This window comes from Bacteroides sp. BFG-637, assembly GCF_024793605.1.
Taxonomy (GTDB): Bacteria; Bacteroidota; Bacteroidia; order Bacteroidales; family Bacteroidaceae; genus Bacteroides; species Bacteroides vicugnae.
The window spans coordinates 4,284,505-4,305,548 of sequence record NZ_JANUPD010000002.1; the positions used below are offsets into that span (position 1 = coordinate 4,284,505).

19 protein-coding genes and 5 pseudogenes are annotated in these 21,044 nt (G+C 39.5%); 19 read left to right on the top strand and 5 right to left on the bottom strand.

Going from position 1 to position 21,044, the window contains the following annotated elements; translation table 11 throughout:
* Positions 1-6: 6 nt before the first annotated feature.
* The 12 genes and pseudogenes from NXX38_RS16475 (at position 7) to rfbB (ending at position 11,056) form a co-directional block, all read left to right on the top strand.
* On the top strand, positions 7-1,206 hold the full coding sequence (locus tag NXX38_RS16475) for an O-antigen ligase (protein WP_258980276.1): 1,200 nt from the start codon (positions 7-9) through the stop codon (positions 1,204-1,206).
* Positions 1,207-1,290: 84 nt separating this feature from the next.
* Complete coding sequence (locus NXX38_RS16480) at positions 1,291-2,190, top strand: acyltransferase (protein WP_258980277.1); 900 nt, start codon at positions 1,291-1,293, stop codon at positions 2,188-2,190.
* A 12-nt stretch (positions 2,191-2,202) separates the two neighbouring features.
* A complete protein-coding gene (locus NXX38_RS16485) occupies positions 2,203-3,399 on the top strand; it encodes a glycosyltransferase family 4 protein (protein ID WP_258980278.1) in 1,197 nt (398 codons plus the stop codon).
* Positions 3,396-4,490 (top strand): glycosyltransferase family 4 protein, encoded by a 1,095-nt coding sequence (locus tag NXX38_RS16490; RefSeq protein ID WP_258980279.1) that lies wholly within the window; start codon positions 3,396-3,398, stop codon positions 4,488-4,490. The genes NXX38_RS16485 and NXX38_RS16490 overlap by 4 nt, the downstream gene beginning before the upstream one ends.
* 216 nt (positions 4,491-4,706) lie before the next feature.
* On the top strand, positions 4,707-5,687 hold the full coding sequence (locus NXX38_RS16495; protein ID WP_258980281.1) for a glycosyltransferase family 2 protein: 981 nt from the start codon (positions 4,707-4,709) through the stop codon (positions 5,685-5,687).
* 357 nt (positions 5,688-6,044) lie between these two features.
* On the top strand, positions 6,045-6,302 hold the full coding sequence (locus tag NXX38_RS16500; RefSeq protein WP_258980283.1) for a hypothetical protein: 258 nt from the start codon (positions 6,045-6,047) through the stop codon (positions 6,300-6,302).
* A complete protein-coding gene (locus NXX38_RS16505) occupies positions 6,299-7,126 on the top strand; it encodes an MBOAT family protein (RefSeq protein WP_258981968.1) in 828 nt (275 codons plus the stop codon). The genes NXX38_RS16500 and NXX38_RS16505 overlap by 4 nt, the downstream gene beginning before the upstream one ends.
* Positions 7,127-7,153: 27 nt before the next feature.
* Entirely contained in the window at positions 7,154-8,041 is an 888-nt protein-coding gene (locus NXX38_RS16510) for a hypothetical protein (RefSeq protein WP_258980286.1), read from the top strand.
* 2 nt (positions 8,042-8,043) lie between these two features.
* Positions 8,044-8,562, top strand: a complete 519-nt coding sequence (locus tag NXX38_RS16515; protein ID WP_258980289.1) for a glycosyltransferase family 4 protein — start codon at positions 8,044-8,046, stop codon at positions 8,560-8,562.
* A 2-nt stretch (positions 8,563-8,564) separates the two neighbouring features.
* Positions 8,565-9,119 carry a glycosyltransferase family 4 protein gene (locus NXX38_RS16520; protein WP_229128710.1) on the top strand — a complete coding sequence of 185 codons (555 nt, stop codon included), beginning with the start codon at positions 8,565-8,567 and terminating at the stop codon, positions 9,117-9,119.
* Positions 9,120-9,139: 20 nt separating this feature from the next.
* On the top strand, positions 9,140-9,874 hold the full coding sequence (locus tag NXX38_RS16525; RefSeq protein ID WP_258980290.1) for a WecB/TagA/CpsF family glycosyltransferase: 735 nt from the start codon (positions 9,140-9,142) through the stop codon (positions 9,872-9,874).
* 57 nt (positions 9,875-9,931) lie between these two features.
* Positions 9,932-11,056 (top strand): annotated as a pseudogene (rfbB, locus tag NXX38_RS16530) (dTDP-glucose 4,6-dehydratase).
* Positions 11,057-11,598: 542 nt separating this feature from the next.
* Here the strand turns inward: rfbB and tnpC are convergent.
* Positions 11,599-13,188: an IS66 family transposase gene (tnpC, locus tag NXX38_RS16535; RefSeq protein WP_195650751.1), complete on the bottom strand. Its 1,590-nt coding sequence runs from the start codon at positions 13,186-13,188 to the stop codon at positions 11,599-11,601.
* A gap of 73 nt (positions 13,189-13,261) precedes the next feature.
* A complete protein-coding gene (tnpB, locus tag NXX38_RS16540) occupies positions 13,262-13,630 on the bottom strand; it encodes an IS66 family insertion sequence element accessory protein TnpB (protein WP_167511782.1) in 369 nt (122 codons plus the stop codon).
* A gap of 620 nt (positions 13,631-14,250) precedes the next feature.
* Between tnpB and NXX38_RS16545 the strand changes: the two genes are divergently transcribed.
* The 5 genes and pseudogenes from NXX38_RS16545 (at position 14,251) to NXX38_RS16565 (ending at position 18,580) form a co-directional block, all read left to right on the top strand.
* Positions 14,251-14,436, top strand: a complete 186-nt coding sequence (locus tag NXX38_RS16545) for a hypothetical protein (protein WP_258980291.1) — start codon at positions 14,251-14,253, stop codon at positions 14,434-14,436.
* 198 nt (positions 14,437-14,634) lie between these two features.
* Positions 14,635-16,125 carry a group II intron reverse transcriptase/maturase gene (ltrA, locus tag NXX38_RS16550; protein ID WP_258978446.1) on the top strand — a complete coding sequence of 497 codons (1,491 nt, stop codon included), beginning with the start codon at positions 14,635-14,637 and terminating at the stop codon, positions 16,123-16,125.
* A gap of 243 nt (positions 16,126-16,368) precedes the next feature.
* Positions 16,369-16,663, top strand: a pseudogene (locus tag NXX38_RS16555) (nucleotidyltransferase family protein).
* Positions 16,664-16,718: 55 nt separating this feature from the next.
* On the top strand, positions 16,719-16,862 hold the full coding sequence (locus tag NXX38_RS16560; protein WP_409012871.1) for a DUF86 domain-containing protein: 144 nt from the start codon (positions 16,719-16,721) through the stop codon (positions 16,860-16,862).
* A gap of 164 nt (positions 16,863-17,026) precedes the next feature.
* Positions 17,027-18,580, top strand: coding sequence for an ATP-binding protein (locus NXX38_RS16565; RefSeq protein ID WP_258980292.1), 1,554 nt, complete (start codon positions 17,027-17,029; stop codon positions 18,578-18,580).
* 7 nt (positions 18,581-18,587) lie between these two features.
* Here NXX38_RS16565 and NXX38_RS16570 read toward each other — a convergent pair.
* The 3 genes and pseudogenes from NXX38_RS16570 to NXX38_RS16580 all read right to left on the bottom strand — a co-directional run bounded on the left by NXX38_RS16570 (position 18,588) and on the right by NXX38_RS16580 (position 19,451).
* A pseudogene (locus tag NXX38_RS16570) lies at positions 18,588-18,844 on the bottom strand (hypothetical protein).
* A 3-nt stretch (positions 18,845-18,847) separates the two neighbouring features.
* Positions 18,848-19,210, bottom strand: coding sequence for a phage holin family protein (locus tag NXX38_RS16575; protein WP_004297511.1), 363 nt, complete (start codon positions 19,208-19,210; stop codon positions 18,848-18,850).
* A 32-nt stretch (positions 19,211-19,242) separates the two neighbouring features.
* Positions 19,243-19,451: pseudogene (locus tag NXX38_RS16580) on the bottom strand (YtxH domain-containing protein).
* A gap of 201 nt (positions 19,452-19,652) precedes the next feature.
* Between NXX38_RS16580 and NXX38_RS16585 the strand changes: the two are divergent.
* Both NXX38_RS16585 and NXX38_RS16590 read left to right on the top strand, forming a co-directional pair.
* Positions 19,653-20,422, top strand: a pseudogene (locus tag NXX38_RS16585) (SDR family oxidoreductase).
* A 140-nt stretch (positions 20,423-20,562) separates the two neighbouring features.
* Complete coding sequence (locus NXX38_RS16590; protein ID WP_258980293.1) at positions 20,563-21,033, top strand: SPOR domain-containing protein; 471 nt, start codon at positions 20,563-20,565, stop codon at positions 21,031-21,033.
* The last annotated feature ends 11 nt before the right edge of the window (positions 21,034-21,044 follow it).

Sequence of the window (21,044 nt, forward strand, 5' to 3'; positions counted from 1 at the left end):
AAGAATATGACAGGTTTATTAAAAGACATATTTTGTGGTATAATAACAGTGCTAAAGAGTAAGTATAAATTGATTTTTATTCTCTTTGCTTTATGGATATACCGTATTGATTTTATACCAGAAGATGGGTCTGGTATAGGAAAAGCAATACAAATAGTGTCTTTGTTTGGATTATTAGCTATATTATATAGGAAAAGTCCGAATTTATTCTCTTTTTCTTACCAACAAACGCCTATCCAAATTCGGTCATTATTGTGGTTATACAGTTTTGCTGTAATAAGCACATTATGGGCATTCATTCCATCGTTTGCATTCTTCTTGGCTTTCCAGAATTTAGTGATGATAATGCTCTGGATATGGATAATGTCACTTTGTAGGACTTTCAAACAAATGGAAAAGCTTTTTATAATAGTCTGTATATGTGTAGCAGTTTTTGAATCTATAGGAGCGCGTGCTGTTGCATTTGGTTTTTCTCCGTTTATACACTTTCTTCCAGGAGCATCTACGGGAGCTCTTACATTTTCTTATTGTGTTGGCGAATACTTGTCTAACAAATGTAAAGATAGGGATAGAAGGGGCTTTTTAATGGCTTCAATGATCATTAGTCTTATCGTGATGATAACAAGTACAAGTAGCGGTGCTAATGCCTCTGCTGTGGGGGCTTTGGGGATAGCTTTGCTTTTTTCTGGCAATTTATTTTTATCATTTGTATTTATTGGGATAAGTCTTACATTATATTTGAATCCTAACCTAGTAGAATCTTTAATGATGTGGTTGATGCCGGGAAAAACAATGGAATCAATTAATACAGCTTCGGGTAGAACTGTGTTGTGGGAGCTTATAAAAATAAAAATTGCAGAGAGGCCATTGATTGGTTGGGGATTTGCATGTATCGAACGTGCAATTGGAACTGAATTTTTAGGAGAAACAACAAGTGATGCCCATAGTAATTTTGTAGGAATGTATGGTAGCTTGGGGATTATTGGCTTACTATTATTTGTTTTTCATTTAGGTGTACATACTTTAAATGCATTTAAGAATCGTGCAAAGTTAGGCTACCTTGGTATTTTATGTGCTACTATTTGTGCAATAATAAATAGTTATTCCTACGGCTTTTTATCTGGAAAGACATGCTCTATTACTATCGTTTATTTTGGTCTTGTTGTTCTTTCATATTATTACTATAAAGTAAAATATTATGAATAAAGATTTGAGTGATAGAATAAAAATGGCCAGTTTCCTTTGTACTATCATGGTGATACTTCGTCATTCGCTTAACCATATGGCGTTTTGGGGGAGTGGCGAGGGGATCTTTTGGCTGGTGTTATTGAAAGTGGTTCTTCAACCGTTACAGAAATAGCTGTTCCTTATTTCTTTTTAGTATCAGGCTTCTTCTTTTTTAAACATTCATATTACGAAAAGGGGGAATACTTGACAATGTTAAAAAAAAAGGGATATACGCTACTTATTCCTTATTTAATATGGAATATTATAGGTCTGATTGAACAAATAGTAGCTGGGCAATATCACAAGACAGATCCTCATGATATTCTATATGACCTTGTTTTAAGTGAATGGAATGGACCGCTGTGGTATGTTAGGACATTAATGATTTTTATGCTTCTTGTGCCATTTTACGGATGGATTTATAATCTTAAAAATAAAATGGTATTAGTAGTAACGTTGTTAGTTGCCTTTTATACGTGGAGAACTGTTGATTGTTCTATTTTATCTACGGAAGGAATTATGTTCTTTCTATTTGGAGGATTATTCTGTTACTATGAAAAGTATTTGGAGCATAAAATCAATATAAAGTTATTGACCGTACTATTCGCTTTATGGATAATTATTTCATTTGTTCGGCCATGTTGGGGCATTGGGATACATAAGGTAAATACATTGTTGGGGATTTTTGTTTTTTGGCAATTGTTACCATTATGCTCAGATCGCTTTAAGTCTATTGTTTTGCCGTTATCTAGTTTGTCTTTTTTTGTATATGTAAATCATGTATATCCTTTGAAAGCAATAAAGTTAACTATTGCTTCCCTATACCCGGAGAATGAGGTTGCTGCACTTGCAGTTTATTTTATTGCACCAATTATTGTATTAATCATTTTTCTATTTATAGGCAATCTTATGCGCCGTTATATTCCCAATGTTTTGAACATTATGACGGGAGGGAGAATTTAAAAATTGTGATATATGAAAGTTCTGTATTGTACATCGGTGTTTTTGGACTACCGAATACCATTTTTTAAACGATTGGTGAGACTTTTTGATGGACAATTTTATGTGATGTACTCACCTAGGAGGTATCAGTTGATACATCGTGAAGATTTGGTAGAAAAGATTCATCAGGAATTGGGTGAAAATGCTATTGCATTTAATGGTGATCATCTGTTTTGTACTAAGGAAATGTCATTTAAAAGAATGAGTTATGAACATGGGAAGAAAATTCCTATAACACGGGGATTGATAAAAGCGGTTGGCAAGGTAAAACCTGATGTTTTGATAACAGAAGGCTTTTTTCAGTGGACTCCACTGGTAACACTTTATGCTACTTTGCATCGTATACCTGTTTATATGGGCTATGAACGTACTCCGTGGACAGAGCGCAATTCGACATTTTTGCATAAATGGCATAGGAAGTTTACTGATATATTCATGACGGGTTATTTAGTGAATGGTAGTGAGACGAAAAAATATTTAGAGTCACTGAATATAAAGAGGGAGAAAATACATATTACTGGTATGAGTGCTGATAGTGCCGGACTTGCTAATGCAATTCGTGATTTAGACCATGACGCTGACTATGAACTACTTAAAGAATTAAAAGAAAAGAAAGAGAAAGTCATTGTTTATAGTTGTAGTCTTCGACCATTAATCTACCTTTTCATTGGTCAGATAGTTGAGCGCAAGGGTATAAGTTTTTTGCTAAATGCATGGGAAAAGCATATCAAGGTATATCCAAATGATATTTTGCTACTTGTTGGTAAAGGTGATTTATTAGAAAGATTTCAGAAACTGTATGCTGATGAGAAATCGATCGTATTCACTGGTAGAGTAAATTATAGTGATATATATAAATATTATGCTGTTGCGGATGTGTTTATTAATCCTACTGTTGAAGATAATTGGAGTTTGGTGATACCAGAAGCTATGGCATGCGGCTTGCCTGTGGCTACTTCTATTTATAATGGTTGTCATGTGGAATTAATTAAGGAGGGTGTCAATGGCTTTATATTTGATACATTCAAGGAAGAAACTATTGTGACAGCACTTGGCAATTTTCATGCTAGGGATTTGCAAGCTATGGGTAAGGCTTCTGTAGAGATAGAACATGAGTTTGATACTGAGCATTGTGCACAGCGAGAATTTGATGCTATAATGAAAAAATGAAAAGAAAAGTAGTATTTCATATTATATCACATCTTGATTTAGGAGGAGCTGAGCGCGTAGCGGTCAATATCTCAAAATCCCCAAATTCAAACTTTGAATACCATATTGTGGAGGTGGTTAAAGCCGCTTCGGAATTTTCTAATTCTTTGAAAAAGGAATTGGAATTTTGCAATGTTCAATATCATTGTTCTCCATTTTGTAAAAATAAACTTGCAATATGCTTGTTCTGGAGTTGGTTTCTGTTTATTTATTTAAAGTATAAACCAAGTGTTATTCATTCTCATACCGAAGTTCCGGACTTTGCACTTTGGGTGTTTCGCAAAATGGCTTGGTTGTTCTTTTGGATTCGTCCACGCTATGTACGTACAATACATAATACACAGTTGTGGAATGACTGGAGTAAGATAGGTTATGCGGTAGAGAAGTTTTATATTAAACATCACTGTAGTGTAGCAATATCCCATGCTACACAAAAAAGCTATAAGCAAAAGTATGGTGGTGAATTACCTCCAATTATTTATAATGGTCTTGAAGAAGTTAGACAAGAATTATTTGAGGGAATAAAGGAAGATAAAATTAATGTGTTGTTTGCAGGCAGATTAGAGCATCAAAAAGGTATAGATGAGTTGATTGCTATTGTTTTAGAGTTAAAGGATGATGATAGGTTTCAATTCACTATAATTGGAGATGGGAGTATGAAGGAAAAACTTCATACAGCTTGCATAGGGTTGAAAAATGTAACCTTACTTGATAAATATTATGGATTAAGTAGGTGCTTATCATCATTTGACTATCTTTTTATGCCTTCTAATTATGAAGGCTTTGGTTTGATTGCGGTAGAAGCAATGATGGCTCATACCTTACCTATTATCAATCTTTGTGCTGGTCTTGATGAAACTGTACCAGAAGGTTGGGCATTGGCTGTTCGTAATAATAATGTGGCAGATTTTCGAAGGATTTTCAATAACTTGCCATCTTGTGAAGATTATAAGAAGCTTACACAAAAAGTATATGATTTTTCGTTGAGTCATTTTTCAATGGCAAAGATGCAAAGCGAGTATGAGAATCTATATAAAGAGATCGCGAAATGATGTTATTATGGGAAACAATATTTGTTGATACCTCTGAAAATGTTATGAATGAAACTAAGGTTATTTTGGAGGTATTGTTAAATATGCAAACTGTTTTTAATAATATTGGTGATTGACAAACCACTTTTCTATTGTTTGTCTTTTGGGATTTACATTTTCACTTTATGAATTTTCTGAAAAACTAATAATTTGTAGAAAGTTTTATTAGGATATGTTATGATAGATTTATCTGTAATTATACCAGTGTATAATGCATCTGCACTGATTGAACGGACATTAGATTCTATATTTAAGCAGACTACTAAATATAAATTTGAAGTGCTCTGTATTGATGATGGTTCAACCGATAATTCGGTTGGGCTTATTGAACAATTTAGTAAAGCTCATGATAATGGGGGTATCAGAGTACTGCGTCAACAAAATGCAGGACCTTCGGTGGCTCGCAATAATGGTGTGGAACATGCTGAAAGTAGGTATGTGACATTTATTGATGCAGACGACTACTGGGAGGATGGGTATATTGAAGAATCAGTGAGTTTTCTTGATGCACATTTGGAATGTGTGGCTGTAGCAGTGGGCTGTAAGAATATTAGTTCATTAGGGGGGCATGTGTCTTACAATCCTATTTGGCTTTCAGAGGATTTAGTGAAAGAACCTTATGTGATAAGGGATTTCTTTGCGGAATGGGCTTGTGATTGCTTTGTGGGTACCTGCTCTACAACTATTCGTAGAGAAGTGGCGTTGCAAAGCGGTGGTATGAGGACAGATCTTCGTGTTTCTGAAGATTATGAATATTGGAATTATATCTCAACGTTCGGTAAGTGGGGATTGATACCTAAAGTGCTCTACATTAGTGATGGTGGCGATGTAACTTGGAGTCAAGGGTGGTTGAACAAGATGAAATGCCGTTGGGCTAATGCGCCCGCACTTTCAGTATGGGAATGTCGTATTGTCTCTACATTTGAAATGGAGATGCCAGACTCATATAAAATGGTGCAAGGGCGAGTGTCACGCAATTTAACTTATTGCCAGCTTCTTGATGGTAGGTTGGCACTGAGTAGAAGTGAAGCGTTAAAGTATGGCGAGTACTTTATAAAAGATCCCATTGGGAAATTGATGAATTTAGCTAAATATACTCCTTTAACTTGGTGGATGTTGGCCAAATTTTTGCAATATAGGGAGTATCATCGTAGGTAAATTATAAAATATGCTTTATAATAGTTTCTCTTTTCTACTGTTCTTTCCAATAGTAGCAATATCCTTTTTTGTCTTACCGCATAGGGTACGACAGTGGTATTTATTACTCGTAAGTTACCTGTTCTACATGAATTGGAATCCCACCTATGCGCTGTTTTTGGGATTTGTAACACTGGTTACATATTATGGAACGAAACAAATGGTAAGTAAAAAGGATAGGAAACGTGCCGATAGGGGCTGGCTGTTATTTTGTTATTTACATTTGCGGGGCTTTTTGTATTCAAATATTTGAATTTCATTAATGAGATAATATGGGGAGTGCTCGCGAGTATAGGATGTAGAATGGAGGTATCACATTTGGATTTACTTCTTCCGGTGGGTATCTCATTTTATACTTTTCAGGCTTGTGGATATGCAATTGATGTGTATAGGGGAAATGTAGAATCTGAAAAGAAATTAGAATATTATGTCTTGTTTTTAGCTTTCTTCCCACAAATAGCGGCCAGTCCTATTGGAAGAGCTAAAGAACTGCTTCCACAGTTTAAAGAAAAGCATTATCCTGATGCAAATAATATTACACAAGGATTACGCTGGATGCTGTGGGGTATTTTATGAAGGTTGTGGTAGCGGATAGGTTGGCTTTGTATACAGATACTGTATTTGGCAATATAGAACATCACACAGGGGTATCGATATTAGTAGCTGCTGTACTTTTCACTTTTCAAATTTATTGTGACTTTGCTGGATACTCTTTTATTGCTTTAGGGTGTGCACGTATTATGGGGTTTCGATTGATTGTGAACTTTGCACGACCCTATATGGCAACCAGTGTACAAGACTTTTGGCGTAGGTGGCATATTTCACTTTCTACTTGGTTTAGGGATTACCTCTATATTCCTTTGGGTGGTAGCCGTTGCAGCAAATGGCGTACAAGGATGAATCTAATGATAACTTTTGTAGTGAGTGGGTTGTGGCATGGAGCTAACTGGACTTTCGTGATCTGGGGTGGACTGAATGGGCTTTTTCAAGTGATAGGTAATGTAATGAAGCCTATCAAAGAACAGACGCGTTTGTGCTGTGGATTGAGAAAGGATAGTATATGGCTAAAGGCTTTTAATATCTTACTGACTTTTGTACTAATGACAGTTACATGGACTTTTTTCAAAGCACATACATTGGAGGATGCATTACTAGCTATTAGCAAGATGGTACTACCAGCAGGAGTTCTTTATAAACCCGACCTTTCTGTGTTACTCTATGGCACGATGGGGGTAGGTGTGTTGATGGGGTGTGATATGCTTGAAGAGAAAAATGGAAAGCATCCGTTACTAGAGAATGACTCGATAACTATTCGCTTTGCTTCGTATGTGGTTCTATCAATGATAATTCTAAGTGTAGGAGTTTTTGATGGTGGACAGTTTATCTACTTTCAATTCTAAGCAACAATGGATATAAGTAAACAGGGTATGAGATATATAGGCAAGGCGCTCTTGCTATTTGTTCTGTTACTAGTGGCAGACAGAGGAATAGGGTATAGTTTGAAATGGATGTATTTCAACCAAAAGGGTGAGGATTTTTATTATACGACTAAAGCGTTGGATGAGCAAACTGCAAACTTGGTAATATTAGGGTCGTCACGTGCTCGTAACCATTACAATCCGGAGATATTGCAGGATTCTTTAGATATGAGTTGCTATAATGCAGGACGCAGTGGTTGTTTTCTTGTGTATCAACGGGTGCAGTTGGACCTAATGTTGGATAGATATACACCGAAGACGATTGTATTAGAGGTGACACCTTATGACATGGCAGTAGGTGAAGGGGATTATGATTGCTTATCAGGATTGTTGCCTTATCAACATCATGCTTCTTGGCAAGAGATAATTAGTATGAAGAGTCCTTGGGAAAAGTACAAGTGTTGGTCAGCCATCTATCCTTATAACTCCAAATTCTTCAAAATGGTGAAGAATTTGAAAGATCGCAGAGTTTTTCATACAAATGGTTTTCAGCCTTTATCGGGATTTTTGAAAGAAGAGAAAAAGGAATATACAAATAGTGTGGCAATTGATAACCGTAAGGTGGAAGCAATGGAGTATATTATAGGGGTGTGTAAAACAAAGCAGATAATGCTAATCATGGTGACTTCACCTATGTATGCCGATGTGGTGGAGACGAAGTTATTAGCTATTACTGACTCGCTATGCAAGCGAAATAATATACCTTATTATTCTTTCTTGAATCAAGCTGCTTATGATAATCAGAAATTGTTTCATACCACAGACCATTTAAATTCTACAGGTGCAGATAAATTCAGTCGTGAGATAGCATATCTACTCAAAAATAATTTCAATTAATAATGAAACCGTCTATTCTTTTTATTCTTCACATGCCACCGCCTGTACATGGTGCGGCCATGATGGGGAAATATATTCATGATAGTAAAATGATAAATGAGGCTTTCGATTGCCATTATATCAATCTGGCCACAGCCAAGGATATTAAGGATATCGGTAAAGTGGGGTTGAAGAAGCTAATATCGTTTTTGGAAATGCTGAAATCTATACGTAAAATGGTGAAACAGATGAAAACACAGTTGGTATATGTTACGCCAAATTCACACGGAATTGCACTCTATAAAGAGTTTGTTATTGTACAAATGTTGAAGGGGATGGGGTGTAAGGTGGTGATCCATTTTCATAATCAAGGAGTAAGGACATTTCAAGACCACTGGCCTAATAAGTGGATATATCCACGACTTTTTAAAGGGGTGAAGGTGATATTACTATCCGAAGCACTCTACGAGGATGTGGAGAAATATGTGGATAGGCAGAATGTACTGATTTGTCCGAATGGTATTCCTGACATAAACGAATGAGAATGGATAGCAGGTTTAATATTTTCTTTCTCTCGAATATGATGTTGGAGAAAGGAGTGTGGACGCTACTAGATGCGTGCCATATCTTGAAAGATAGAGGATATGACTTTGTGTGCAATTTCGTAGGAAAATGGAGTGATATTGGCGAGGAGGAGTTTGCTGCCTATTTGCAGAAGTATAGATTAGAGGATGTAGTGGTAGCACATGGTGCGAAGTATGGCAATGATAAGGAGATGTATTGGATGCAGGCAGACCTTTTTATACTTCCTACTTACAATGAGTGTTTCCCTTTGGTTTTGCTGGAAGCAATGCAACATGGTGTGGCTTGCATTGCTAGTCATGAAGGGGGAATAGTGGATATTATTGATGAAGGTGAGACAGGATATATTGTTCCCATGAAGGATGCATTGGCTTTGGCCGAGAAGGTGGCTTATTGTATGGAACATCGTGATCTGTGTCGTGAGATGGGGCGCAAAGGTAGGATGAAATTTGAATGTGAGTTCACGCTGCAACGTTTTGAGGAACGTATGTGTGACATTCTTAAGAAATTGGTATAATATTTAGAGTAGATATTCATATGATCAAGTTGAAAGAACTTCCTATTGTAGAGAACGTAGACCAATTAAAAACATTGCCGCAGGGTAAACTTTTGATAAATACCATAAATGCGCACTCATACAACACTGCACTAAAGGATTCGCTTTTTGCCGAGGCGCTAATAAAAGGAGATGTACTTATCCCTGACGGAGCAAGTATTGTAAAAGTTTGTAAATGGTTAAAGATGCAAAGCCAACCACGGGAACGAATAGCCGGTTGGGATCTTTTTGTTTTTGAAATGAATCGCCTTAATGAGAAAGGCGGGCGATGTATGTTTATGGGTAGTTCGGAGAAAGTGTTGGCATTGATAAAACAACGGGCAGCAGTAGACTATCCGAACCTAGAAGTAGTGACTTATTCACCTCCTTATAAGCCGGAATTTTCACAGGAAGATAATGCAGCTATTGTGGCAGCTATTAACAAGGCAAATCCAGATTTGTTGTGGATTGGCATGACTGCTCCCAAGCAGGAAAAATGGGTTTATAGTAATTGGCAAAAGTTGAATATTCATTGCCATGTGGGCACTATAGGGGCAGTGTTCGACTTCTTTGCAGGTACTACTGAACGGGCTCCGTTATGGTGGCAGCAACATTCGTTGGAATGGCTTTACCGACTGATAAAAGAACCTAAAAGGATGTGGCGTAGATATCTGGTGGGTAATGTGTTGTTTTTATGGAATATATGTAAAGAAAAATATGGTTATATAATGGGGTGAGAGGTATGGCTTTAACCAGTAATGGCATTATTTATTGCTGATTTTTAATTATCGAATATGGACTTTCAAAGAAATATTATTATTACTGGTGGTGCCGGATTTATTGGTAGTCATGTGGTACGTTTATTTGTGAACAAGTATCCCGATTACCATATTATTAACCTGGATAAATTGACTTATGCGGGGAATTTGACTAATCTGAAAGATATAGGAGAATAAACCAAACTACACTTTTGTAAAAGCGGATATTTGTGACTTTGAAATGATGCTGAAAATTTTCAAGCAATATCATGTAGATGGAGTCATTCATTTAGCTGCCGAAAGTCACGTGGACTGTATTATCAAAGATCCGTTTTCTTTTGCTCGTACGAATGTTCTTGGCACTCTCTCTTTATTACAAGCTGCAAGATTAACTTGGGAGTATCTTCCGGAAGGCTATGAGGATAAGCGTTTCTATCATATTTCAACTGATGAGGTGTATGGAGCGTTAGGATTGACATACCCGGAAGGAAAGCTCTTGGATATATCAGCACACGAAGTATATGGCGATGAGTTTTTCAAAGAGACAACAAATTATAACCCACACTCACTCTACTCGGCTTCGAAAGCGAGTAGCGATCACTTTGTACGTGCTTTTCACGATACTTATGATGTACCGACTATTGTGACCCACTGTTCGAACAACTATGGATCTTATCAGTTTCCCGACAAACTGATTCCGCTGTTTATTAACAATATTCGTCACCGCAAACCGTTACCGGTGTATGGCAAGGGGGGAGAATGTGCATGACTGGCTCTATGTGGTAGATCATGCAAGGGCGATAGACGTAATTTTTCACAATGGTAAGGTAGCGGATACATATAATATCGGTGGCTTTAACGAATGGAAGAACATAGGATATTATCCATTTGATTATTAAGACTGTAGACCGATTATTAGGTAATCCTGAAGGATACAGTGAGGAGTTGATTACTTATGTAATGGATCACGTGGGATATGGCTTGCGCTACGCCATTGATTCTACGAAACTGAAGAATGAATTAGGCTGGGAGCCTAGTCTGCAGTTTGAAGAGGGCATTGAGAAGACGGTGCAGTGGTATCTGGATAATCAGGAGTGGATGGAAAATGTTATCAGTGCTGCTTACGAGAGCTATTACGAAGGTATATACAAGTCTAAATAGCATATAATAATAACGAAATATGTAGGGTCCCTAACTTCATGCTACACACATGAATCCCCTACATTCTGCAGGTTGGGAAAAAATACAGCGGTATATTCCTGATCTGTCCCCTCATATTGGCAAATGCTGATATGTATTCTAAATATATCAACTGTCTGTGAAGATCGTTGATATATTACTTTTTAATAGCATGTTTATTGATTAAAGGTAAGCATCCGATAAAGTACACTATAAAAAATGGCTGTATCTCCTTTCCTGGTAAGCAGCCATCTATCGTTGTATCTCCATCATTCTTTATTCTTTTCCTTCCATTTGTGTGGCGTAAGCATCCGATAAAGTACACTATAAAAAATGGCTGTATCTCCTTTCCTGGTAAGCAGCCATCTATCGTTGTATCTCCATCATTCTTTATTCTTTTCCTTCCATTTGTGTGGCGTAAGCATCGTAAGCATCCGATAAAGTGTAAGCATCCGATAAAGTACACTATAAAAAATGGCTGTATCTCCTTTCCTGGTAAGCAGCCATCTATCGTTGTATCTCCATCATTCTTTATTCTTTTCCTTCCATTTGTGTGGCAACATTTGTAGCAGTTCCTCATAATTTGCCTTCTGCATATATGGCATTCTTGCTATAACGTCATTCAGATAAGTGCGCGGATTTACTTTATGCGCTTTGCACGTAGCCAGTAACGAACAGACGACACTCATGCTGACGGCCGCCTGATGGTCTCCACAGAACAAGTAGTTCTTTCTACCCAATGTGATTGGTCGGATGGCATTTTCCGCCAGATTGTTATCAATATGGATACGTCCATCCTGCAGATACCTCATCATATTCTCCCAGCGGGTATAGGCATAGGTTATCGCCTTTCCGGTCAGGCTGTTTGGGCTGTATTTTATCCCTTCTGTTTCCATCCATAGCTTCAAGGCATCCATAATAGGTCCGGCAAGTTCCTGACGTTTTCCCATTCGTTCATTTTCTGTAAGCTGCTTCTGGTCACAGTCATGTTCTATGCGATATAGAAGCTGTATTTCTTTTAAGGCATGTTCCGCCATCTGCCTGTTTTCAGCAAGTGCCTGCTCAAAATACCTGCGTATATGAGCCATGCAGTTAACAAGGCGCACATTCGGGTTGACCTTGAAAGCCGATTCGTAACCCTCAAAGCCGTCACATTGGAAATAACCCTTGAAGTCTTTAGCCAGTTGCCCTATCACCGTACCTGACCGTGATCCTTTGTCATAATGGAAAAGCACCAGTCGTTCGACTACCGCCCTGACCATCCACAAGTATTCCTTGTTGGTCTGATGTCCTGCCTTGTCCAGTACAGGTACGGTCGTTTCATCCCCCTGTATGTAGTCGGATTTCATGATTTCCTGCCTGAGTACCTCGTAAAGTGGCTTGAGAAGTTCAACCGCAGGCTTGAACCATCCGTCTATGGTACTTTCACTAGCTTTGAAGCCCAGGTGATGCAACTGTTTCACCTGGCGGTAGAAGGGAAGATGATACTCATATTTCTGCAGGAGTATCTCCGCCAAAAGTGTAGGTCCCGCTATTCCTTTGTATATAGGCAACAGCGGCATGGCGGCTATCTCCACTCCTTTTCTGCCGACCGGTGGAAGTGAAGTGTTGTCTTTAAGGGCATATTTGGGCCGTACAATCTCCTTTATATAAAGTTGTCCGGGCTTATGTTCCACCACACGGGTCACTTCCTCACCAATCTTCCTGTACAGTTCCAGGTCAATGTCTTCCGGCTCGATGATTACCCTTTCAAGTACGGGAAGACCTTCCATTATCCTGCGGTTATTCCGTTCCCGTTTCTTGCTCTCCACCGTTTCTTTTGTGATTGTCTGCACCGCTACTTCACGCGCTTTTTCCAGTTCAGCCGCGTTATCAGGAAGAAAGTCACCGAACAGGTCAGGCTGGTTGGAATCAAGAGACGGGAGTTTCTCTGACTTGTGACCGAAAAGCTGGCGGTTCAGCCATGCGACTTGAGCCGTCAGCTCATTGAGACGGTTCTGTAAGGATTCATTCTGCCGGGTAAGCCTGATAATGGTCTCAGCCTGGGATGCGTTCACCTGCTGCAGGGACTGCAGCATTGAGTTCATCTGTGAAAGCATCTCTTCCTGAGTCATAATCCGTTTCTTTTAATTACACTATAAATGTACAAAATATATCCCGGACAGACAAGGAATACGACATCTATTTTTATACAGTATATACATTTCGTTCCGCCCTCAGACGTCTCAAACGCTGCCCGGGAGATTCACGGATTCCTTCCACCATAATGACAAGATCGCGCCATTCCATCGGATAGCTGCGCGATTTCTCGTCATATTCGGGAATCTTGAAATGACCGGCTTCAAGGCGCTTGACATACATCACCAGACCGCCATCCTCGGCATGGAGAAGCTTCATCAATTTACGGCTGCTGCCAATGAAGATGAATACATCACCGTTCCTGACACTGCAGCCCATACGCTCGTGTACCACACCGCAGAGAGAACTGATACCCTTGCGCATATCAGTCCTGCCGGGGCAGAGAAAATACCGCATCGTATCATTCAGGCAGAACATGGCAACAGGCGTATTGGTTAATCAAACGGGAAGCGGCCTCTTCCATACCGGCACCCAAATGGGCACGGACGCCATTAGGAAACAACAGGGTCATTCCGGAAACAGAAGAGGAGGAAGCAATACAGGGGGACGTCAGGCTGATGGGGGCTAAGACTGATTGGGGAGCAGATGTCTCGTGATCGGGAACACTGGAAGATTTACGTTTCTAATAATTGTACGTGGAGTAACTGACATGTTCACGTTGCAGAAATTTCAGAAGACTCAGACCGCTTAAACGATGCAGTTCCTGTAAAGAGGTAAATTGTTCTTTTGTCATAATGAAAATATGTTAGAAGTTCATGCAATATTGCACAGGCAAAGGTGCTATGAAAATATGACAGAGAAAACGGGTACTTTATCGGATGCTTACGATTAAAGATAATATTCAGATTTCTAGTTTTGTATAATAGGTGCGACAAGAAGTCGTACAAGTAATTGTTCAGCATAATGTCTGAACCTGTTGTTCCGTCAACAGTAGCCTAAAGAGGCGTGCTTTACGAGTAATTGTTTGGTGCGAAGCCCTCTTGACAATATGGTTCTATGCAGAAATATCCAATGTATAGGCTGTTAGGCTGACCGATATGAGTAACGTATGTGAACCGCTGCACCATCGTAACAAAAGAATAGCTTACGGATATTTACAAGCTATAGCCAAAATGGCGGGCAGTCAGGATAGTTCTCTCTTTTCAGGACTACACGGATGCAGCACTGCCGGTGGATGGGCGGACTTTAAGTCGGTCGTAAGTTACTTGTACGGAACTTGGTAAGCCCGTATCTCTCCTGTCCTTTATCGGGCAGGTAAGCCAATCGCAAGAGAAGCCGAATGATGTGCGGGTAAAGGATTGCGGAGAAAGCGAACGCTTCCGTGTAATGCGGAAGATAGAGGTTTAAACGTCACCTCATGCGAAAGCAGGCAGACTTCCGCAGGGTAATTCTTTGTGAAACGATTGTAGAACTTTAACGAAATGAAGAAACAGCAAAGGAGCAAGGCGAAAGCCGAGTGTGCATCTTCAGCCGAGCGTAACACAACATGGAAAAGCATTGACTTCTCCAAATGTGAACGAAAGGTCAGAAAGCTGCAAGTCCGAATAGCAAAGGCTCATAAAGAAAAGAGGTACAACAAGGTTAAAGCCTTGCAGCACCTGCTTGTCACTTCGTTCGAAGCCAAGGCATTGGCAGTAAGGAAAGTGACCTCCAATAAAGGTAAACGCACGGCAGGGGTTGACCACATAAAGTGGGATACCGATGCCAATAAAATAGAAGCTATACGTTCTTTGACACGGAGAGGATATAAAGCCCTCCCATTGAAAAGAGTTAACATACCTAAGGCAAACGGCAAGACAAGACCGTTGGGAATACCGACCATGAAAGACAGAGCCATGCAGGCACTGTATCTTATGGCATTGGAACCCATAACGGAAAGTGAAGCGGATGCAAACTCTTACGGATTCAGAAAGTTCAGAAGTACGGCAGATGCGATAGATGCGCTTCACAGATGGCTAAGCAGGGATTGCTCTCCCGAATGGATATTGGAGGGAGACATAAAAGGCTGCTTCGACCATATCAGCCATGAATGGCTTCTCGATAACGTACGAATCGACAGGCAGATATTAAGAAAATGGCTGAAAAGTGGAGTTGTATTCAACAGACTGCTTCAACCGACTATTGAAGGGACACCACAGGGCGGCATTATTTCACCGACACTTGCAAATGCAACTCTTGACGGCATGGAAAGGATGCTCAAAGAGAAGTACAAGGCAAGTTATGTCAATGGAAAACTTTACTGCCCCAAAGTCAATCTCGTAAGATATGCGGATGACTTCATTGTCACTGCTGACAAAAGGAAAACGTTACTTGAAATAAAGGAAATGTTGACAGTTTTTCTAAAGGAAAGAGGACTTACCCTATCCGATGAGAAGACACTGATAACACATATCAGTGACGGATTTGACTTTTTAGGTTTCAATGTCCGGAAGTACAACGGCACATTGTTAATAAAGCCGTCAAAGAAAAGTCAGAAACGTTTCACTGACAAGCTGCATGAGGTTGTGCTGACCAAAGGTAAGGCATCATCCCAGCAGGAGCTGATAGAGAAACTCAATCCTATAATAAAGGGATGGGGTAACTACTACAGCCATGTGGTATCAAAGGAGGTGTTCTGCCGATGTGACCATATCTTAATAAATCAACTTAAAAGATGGTCATATCGCAGACATACCGACAAGTCAAGGAAATGGATAAGGAAGAAGTATTTTATCCGAAAAGGTGGCAGAAATTGGATTTTCGGTTTTGAATATGTATGTGGAGAAATAAAGGATAAGTTCACATTACAGCAACTGACAGAAATTCCAATCAAGCGACACACAAAGATAAGATGCGAGGCCAATCCGTTCGACCCATCATGGGACGAATACTTCGAAAGGCGGAAACTCAAAAGTGCCCGTCAACGTGCGTGAAGAAAACTTTATCGGAAACAAGTCATCGCAAGATGATTATGAGCCGATTTAATTTTATGAGAATTAAATTTAGAATTATCGGAGCTGTATGCGGTGAAAGTCGCACGTACAGTTCTTAATGGGGAAAGCGGCAGCAATGCCGCCGACCTACATAACAAAGAATTAGAATGTTTTTTATTGATTATCTATTGTGTTTTTGAAAGAAAATGCATTTCTTTGTAGTATAGATCAAAGCAATTTATTATGTTGACTACTGTAGAATATTTATCTTTGCTTCGTGAGTATATGCGAAAGAATGCTGCTAAATATGGTATTTCTCGCATGGGGATATTTGGCTCCGTTGCTCGTGGTGAACAACATGAGGGTAGTGATGTCGATATTTGTGTTGAAATTGATAGGACCTTCTATCTTTACTTTAGTTCATATTAAAGAAGAATTGGAAAAACTATTGAAATGTCCTGTTGATGTGGTTCGGTTGCGAAATAATATGGATGAATTATTGAGGGGGTGTATCAATAAAGATGGAATTTATGTGTAAAAGTCAGATAATAGAATCATTGTATCCAGAGATGGATTGGAAAGGTGTAATGGGAATGAGGGATATAATCGCACACCATTATTTTGATTTAGATGCTGAAATTGTTTATGACGTGATAAAACATGATTTGCCGAAGTTAAAAGATGTGTTACAACAAATCATAGACGATTTGAAAGTATCCAATCAAGCGATTGACTAAATGATTTTTTATTTCAAATTTCTAAAATATGTCCGTACCTTCTGCATCTGAATATAATTCACCCCAAAGTTTCTTCTATCATAGAATTAAAATCACTGCTAGCTTTGTGTTATAGAATGAAAGCTGTATATTTGTATGCACCATAATTAAAAGGTTGTACATGTATGAGCAATAAAATATATCCTATTGGTATCCAGAACTTCGAGAAAATCCGTCAAGACGGTTATTTCTATGTTGATAAAACGGCCTTGATGTATCAGATGGTAAAGACCGGGAGTTATTACTTTTTGAGTCGTCCGCGCCGTTTTGGAAAGAGTCTGCTGATCTCTACCCTGGAAGCATATTTTCAAGGGAAGAAGGAACTATTTGCTGGACTGATGGTGGAGAAGCTCGAAAAAGATTGGATAGAACATCCAATTTTGCATCTCGACCTTAATATTGAGAAGTATGATGTTCCGGAGAGTCTGGATAATATTCTAGATAAATCGTTGACCGCTTGGGAAAAACTTTATGGTGCCGAACCATCGGAACGTTCGTTCTCTCTACGCTTTGCCGGTATTATAGAGCGCGCTTATGAAAAGACTGGACAACGGGTAGTTATTCTGGTGGATGAATATGACAAGCCGATGTTGCAGGCAATTGGCAATGAGGACTTACAGAAGCAATTTCGGGATACATTGAAGCCTTTTTATGGCGCTTTGAAGACGATGGATGGTTGTATCAAGTTCGCGTTGCTGACCGGGGTGACAAAATTTGGCAAGGTGAGCGTATTCAGTGACTTGAATAATTTGAAGGATATTTCAATGGATGAACGCTTTGTGGATATTTGCGGTATCACGGAGAAAGAAATACATGACAATCTGGAGGAGGAATTGCATCAGTTGGCAGAAAAGCAGAAGATGAGTTATGAGCAGGTGTGCGCAGAATTGAAAGAATGTTATGATGGTTACCACTTTGTGGAACATACTATAGGAATCTATAACCCTTTCAGTCTGTTGAACACGTTTGATAAGATGAAGTTCGGCAGCTACTGGTTTGAGACGGGGACACCCACTTATCTGGTGAACTTGTTGAAGAAGCATCACTATGATTTGGAACGGATGGCTCATGAGGAAACAGACGAACAGGTGCTGAACAGCATTGACTCGGAATCTAGTAATCCCCTTCCAGTGATTTATCAGAGCGGATATCTCACCATTAAGGGGTATGACGAACGTTTTGGTATATATCGTTTAGGTTTTCCGAATCGTGAAGTGGAAGAGGGGTTTGTTCGTTTCCTGCTTCCTTATTATGCGAACGTGAATAAGGTGGAGTCTCCGTTTGAGATTCAGAAGTTTGTCCGTGAAGTGGAATCTGGTGATTATAACTCTTTCTTCCGTCGTTTGCAAAGTTTCTTTGCAGATACAGGCTATGACGTGATTCGCGAGCAGGAGTTGCATTACGAAAATGTGCTTTTTATCGTTTTCAAACTCGTAGGCTTTTATACTAAAGTGGAATATCATACAAGCGAAGGACGCATCGACCTTGTTTTGCAGACGGACAAATTTATATATGTCATGGAATTTAAACTGAATGGCACGGCAGAAGAAGCTTTGAGACAGATTAACGAGAAGCATTATTCACTTCCTTTTGAAGCGGATAATCGTAAGCTTTTTAAAGTGGGGGTGAACTTTAGTTCGCAAACAAGAAATATAGAAAAATGGATAGTGGAAGAGTAGCTCTTTTTTATCTCAAATTCCTAAAATACGTCCGTATCTTCCGCATAATCTTGATTCCCATCACTACGCCATCAAATACAGCCATACCGGTATTGAACGAACGCATGAGTGCATCCGCCTTGTTGGTTGCCGGAGCAAGTGGGGCAAATATTTCGCGTGTAGTAGCTGTCATGGCTTTTTTTGAGCATGGATCTCATTTAAAAGCTTCTTTTTACGTTCGGCAATCTCTTCTAATGTAAATTTCTGCGGGGTCTGCGCATTCATAATTTATTTATTTGAATCGGTTAAAAATAAATTAGCGAGGAAGTTCACCATTGGAGAAATGATGAGCTGCTTGCGGAAAATAATAACCAGGGCGATGAGAACAACATTGATGCCTGCTATGATGGCGAAACTCGACATCAGACCGCCCACTAAAGGCTCCAATATATAAGCAAGAGCAAAAAGCAGATAAAACAGGGCAACCATGCCAAGGATAATAAGTACTAATATCATAATTAACGTGGAAAAAAGTATGGTTAACTTCTCCGTCAATTCTAATTTGGTATATTCTTTTTGAAGCTCCAGATATTTCTTGAACTCGAAAAACAACTGCTGAAAATTCTCAATACTTTTATCGTCTGCAAACATGGTCGCTCTGTTTTTAGTCTTTGGTTACTTACTTATTCTGCTATTTCTCCCTTCATCTCGGCAGCGATCTCGTCAACGAGAGTTTCCATTTCACTGCGGTTAAGCTTGATTCCTTTTTTACGAAGAATCTCTGCGATTTTATGACGGGTATCTTCTCCCTTTTCAGGAGCAAATAAAATACCAAGGGCTGCACCTACGGCTGCACCACCCAAAAAGCTGCTAAAACATTCAATCCTTTCATAATGTATAATGTTTAAAATGATTATGATACAACAAATATAACATTTTTATCGAAAGGTTGTTCGTGAAAACTGAAAAAAAAGTGCCTCGTTTTATAATTCTTTTTTTCTTTTATGGTTTAATCTTATTTAACTGACTTTCGTAGCTATCCTTTGAAGGTTAAGGCGTACTTTTGCTTTCGAATATTGTAAATCAAAACATAATGGAAGCTAAGATTGTTTTTATAACCGGTGCCAGTAGCGGAATTGGTGAAGGTTGTGCCCGTAAATTTGCGAAGGAGGGATGGAACCTGATTCTGAATGCCCGTACCGTATCGAAACTGGAAGAACTGAAAGCTGAACTGGAAGGGGGTATGGTGTCCGGGTTTATTTATTGCCTTTTGATGTGCGCGACCGGAAATTGGCTGCCGCCTCTTTGGAATCATTGCCCGAAGAATGGAAGGCGATTGATGTGTTGGTGAACAACGCCGGACTGGTGATCGGTGTGGATAAGGAATTCGAGGGTAGCCTGGATGAATGGGATATCATGATCGATACGAATATAAGAGGACTGCTGGCTATGACGCGTTTGGTGGTGCCCGGTATGGTGGAACGCGGACGCGGACATATTATTAATATAGGATCTATTGCGGGGGATGCCGCTTATCCGGGTGGAAGTGTGTATTGCGCAACGAAAGCTGCCGTGAAAGCTCTTTCGGACGGGCTCCGGATCGATCTGGTGGACACTCCGTTGAGAGTGACGAATATAAAACCGGGAATGGTGGAGACAAACTTTACAGTGGTGCGTTATCGGGGAGATAAGGAGGCTGCCGATAATTTTTATAAAGGGATTCGTCCGTTGACGGGAGATGATATTGCAGAAACTGTTTATTTTGCCGCGTCGGCTCCTGCACATATTCAGATTGCGGAGGTACTTTTGATGCCTACTTATCAGGCTACAGGCACTATTTCGTATAAGAAGAAGCCGGAATAGACGTTTTTTTGATGGATTTCTTTGCCGGATGATAAAATTTCTATTATTTTGTTGCCCGAAACTAAATATAATAGACGAGAATATTGAATTATTAATTAAAACAGAGTATAGGATTATGAAAAAAATTAGTCGTATTAGGAATGGGAGTATGCTTGGTGCTGGCATTTGCATCTTGTAAATCCAGCGAAAGTGCCTATAAGAAAGCTTACGAAAAAGCAAAACAGCAAGAATTGGCAGAACCGCAGGTGGAAGCTCCGGTAGAGGTTACTCCGGTGGTTGCAGCTCCTGTGACAACTACTAAAGTGGCAGATACATCCGGCGTTCGTCAGGAAAAGGTTACAGTGGTTTCCGGTAACGAAGGATTGAAAGATTATAGCGTTGTGGCAGGTAGCTTTGGGGTGAAAGCGAATGCTGAAGGCCTGAAAGATTGGTTGGACGGACAGGGATATCACTCTACGATTGCATTTAATGCTGATAAGGCAATGTATCGTGTGATTGTGAACTCTTTTGCTGACAAGGCTGCTGCTGCTGAAGCTCGCGATGCATTCAAGGCTAAATATCCGAACCGTTCGGATTTCCAGGGTGCTTGGTTGCTGTATCGTGTATATTGATTTCTTTTTGG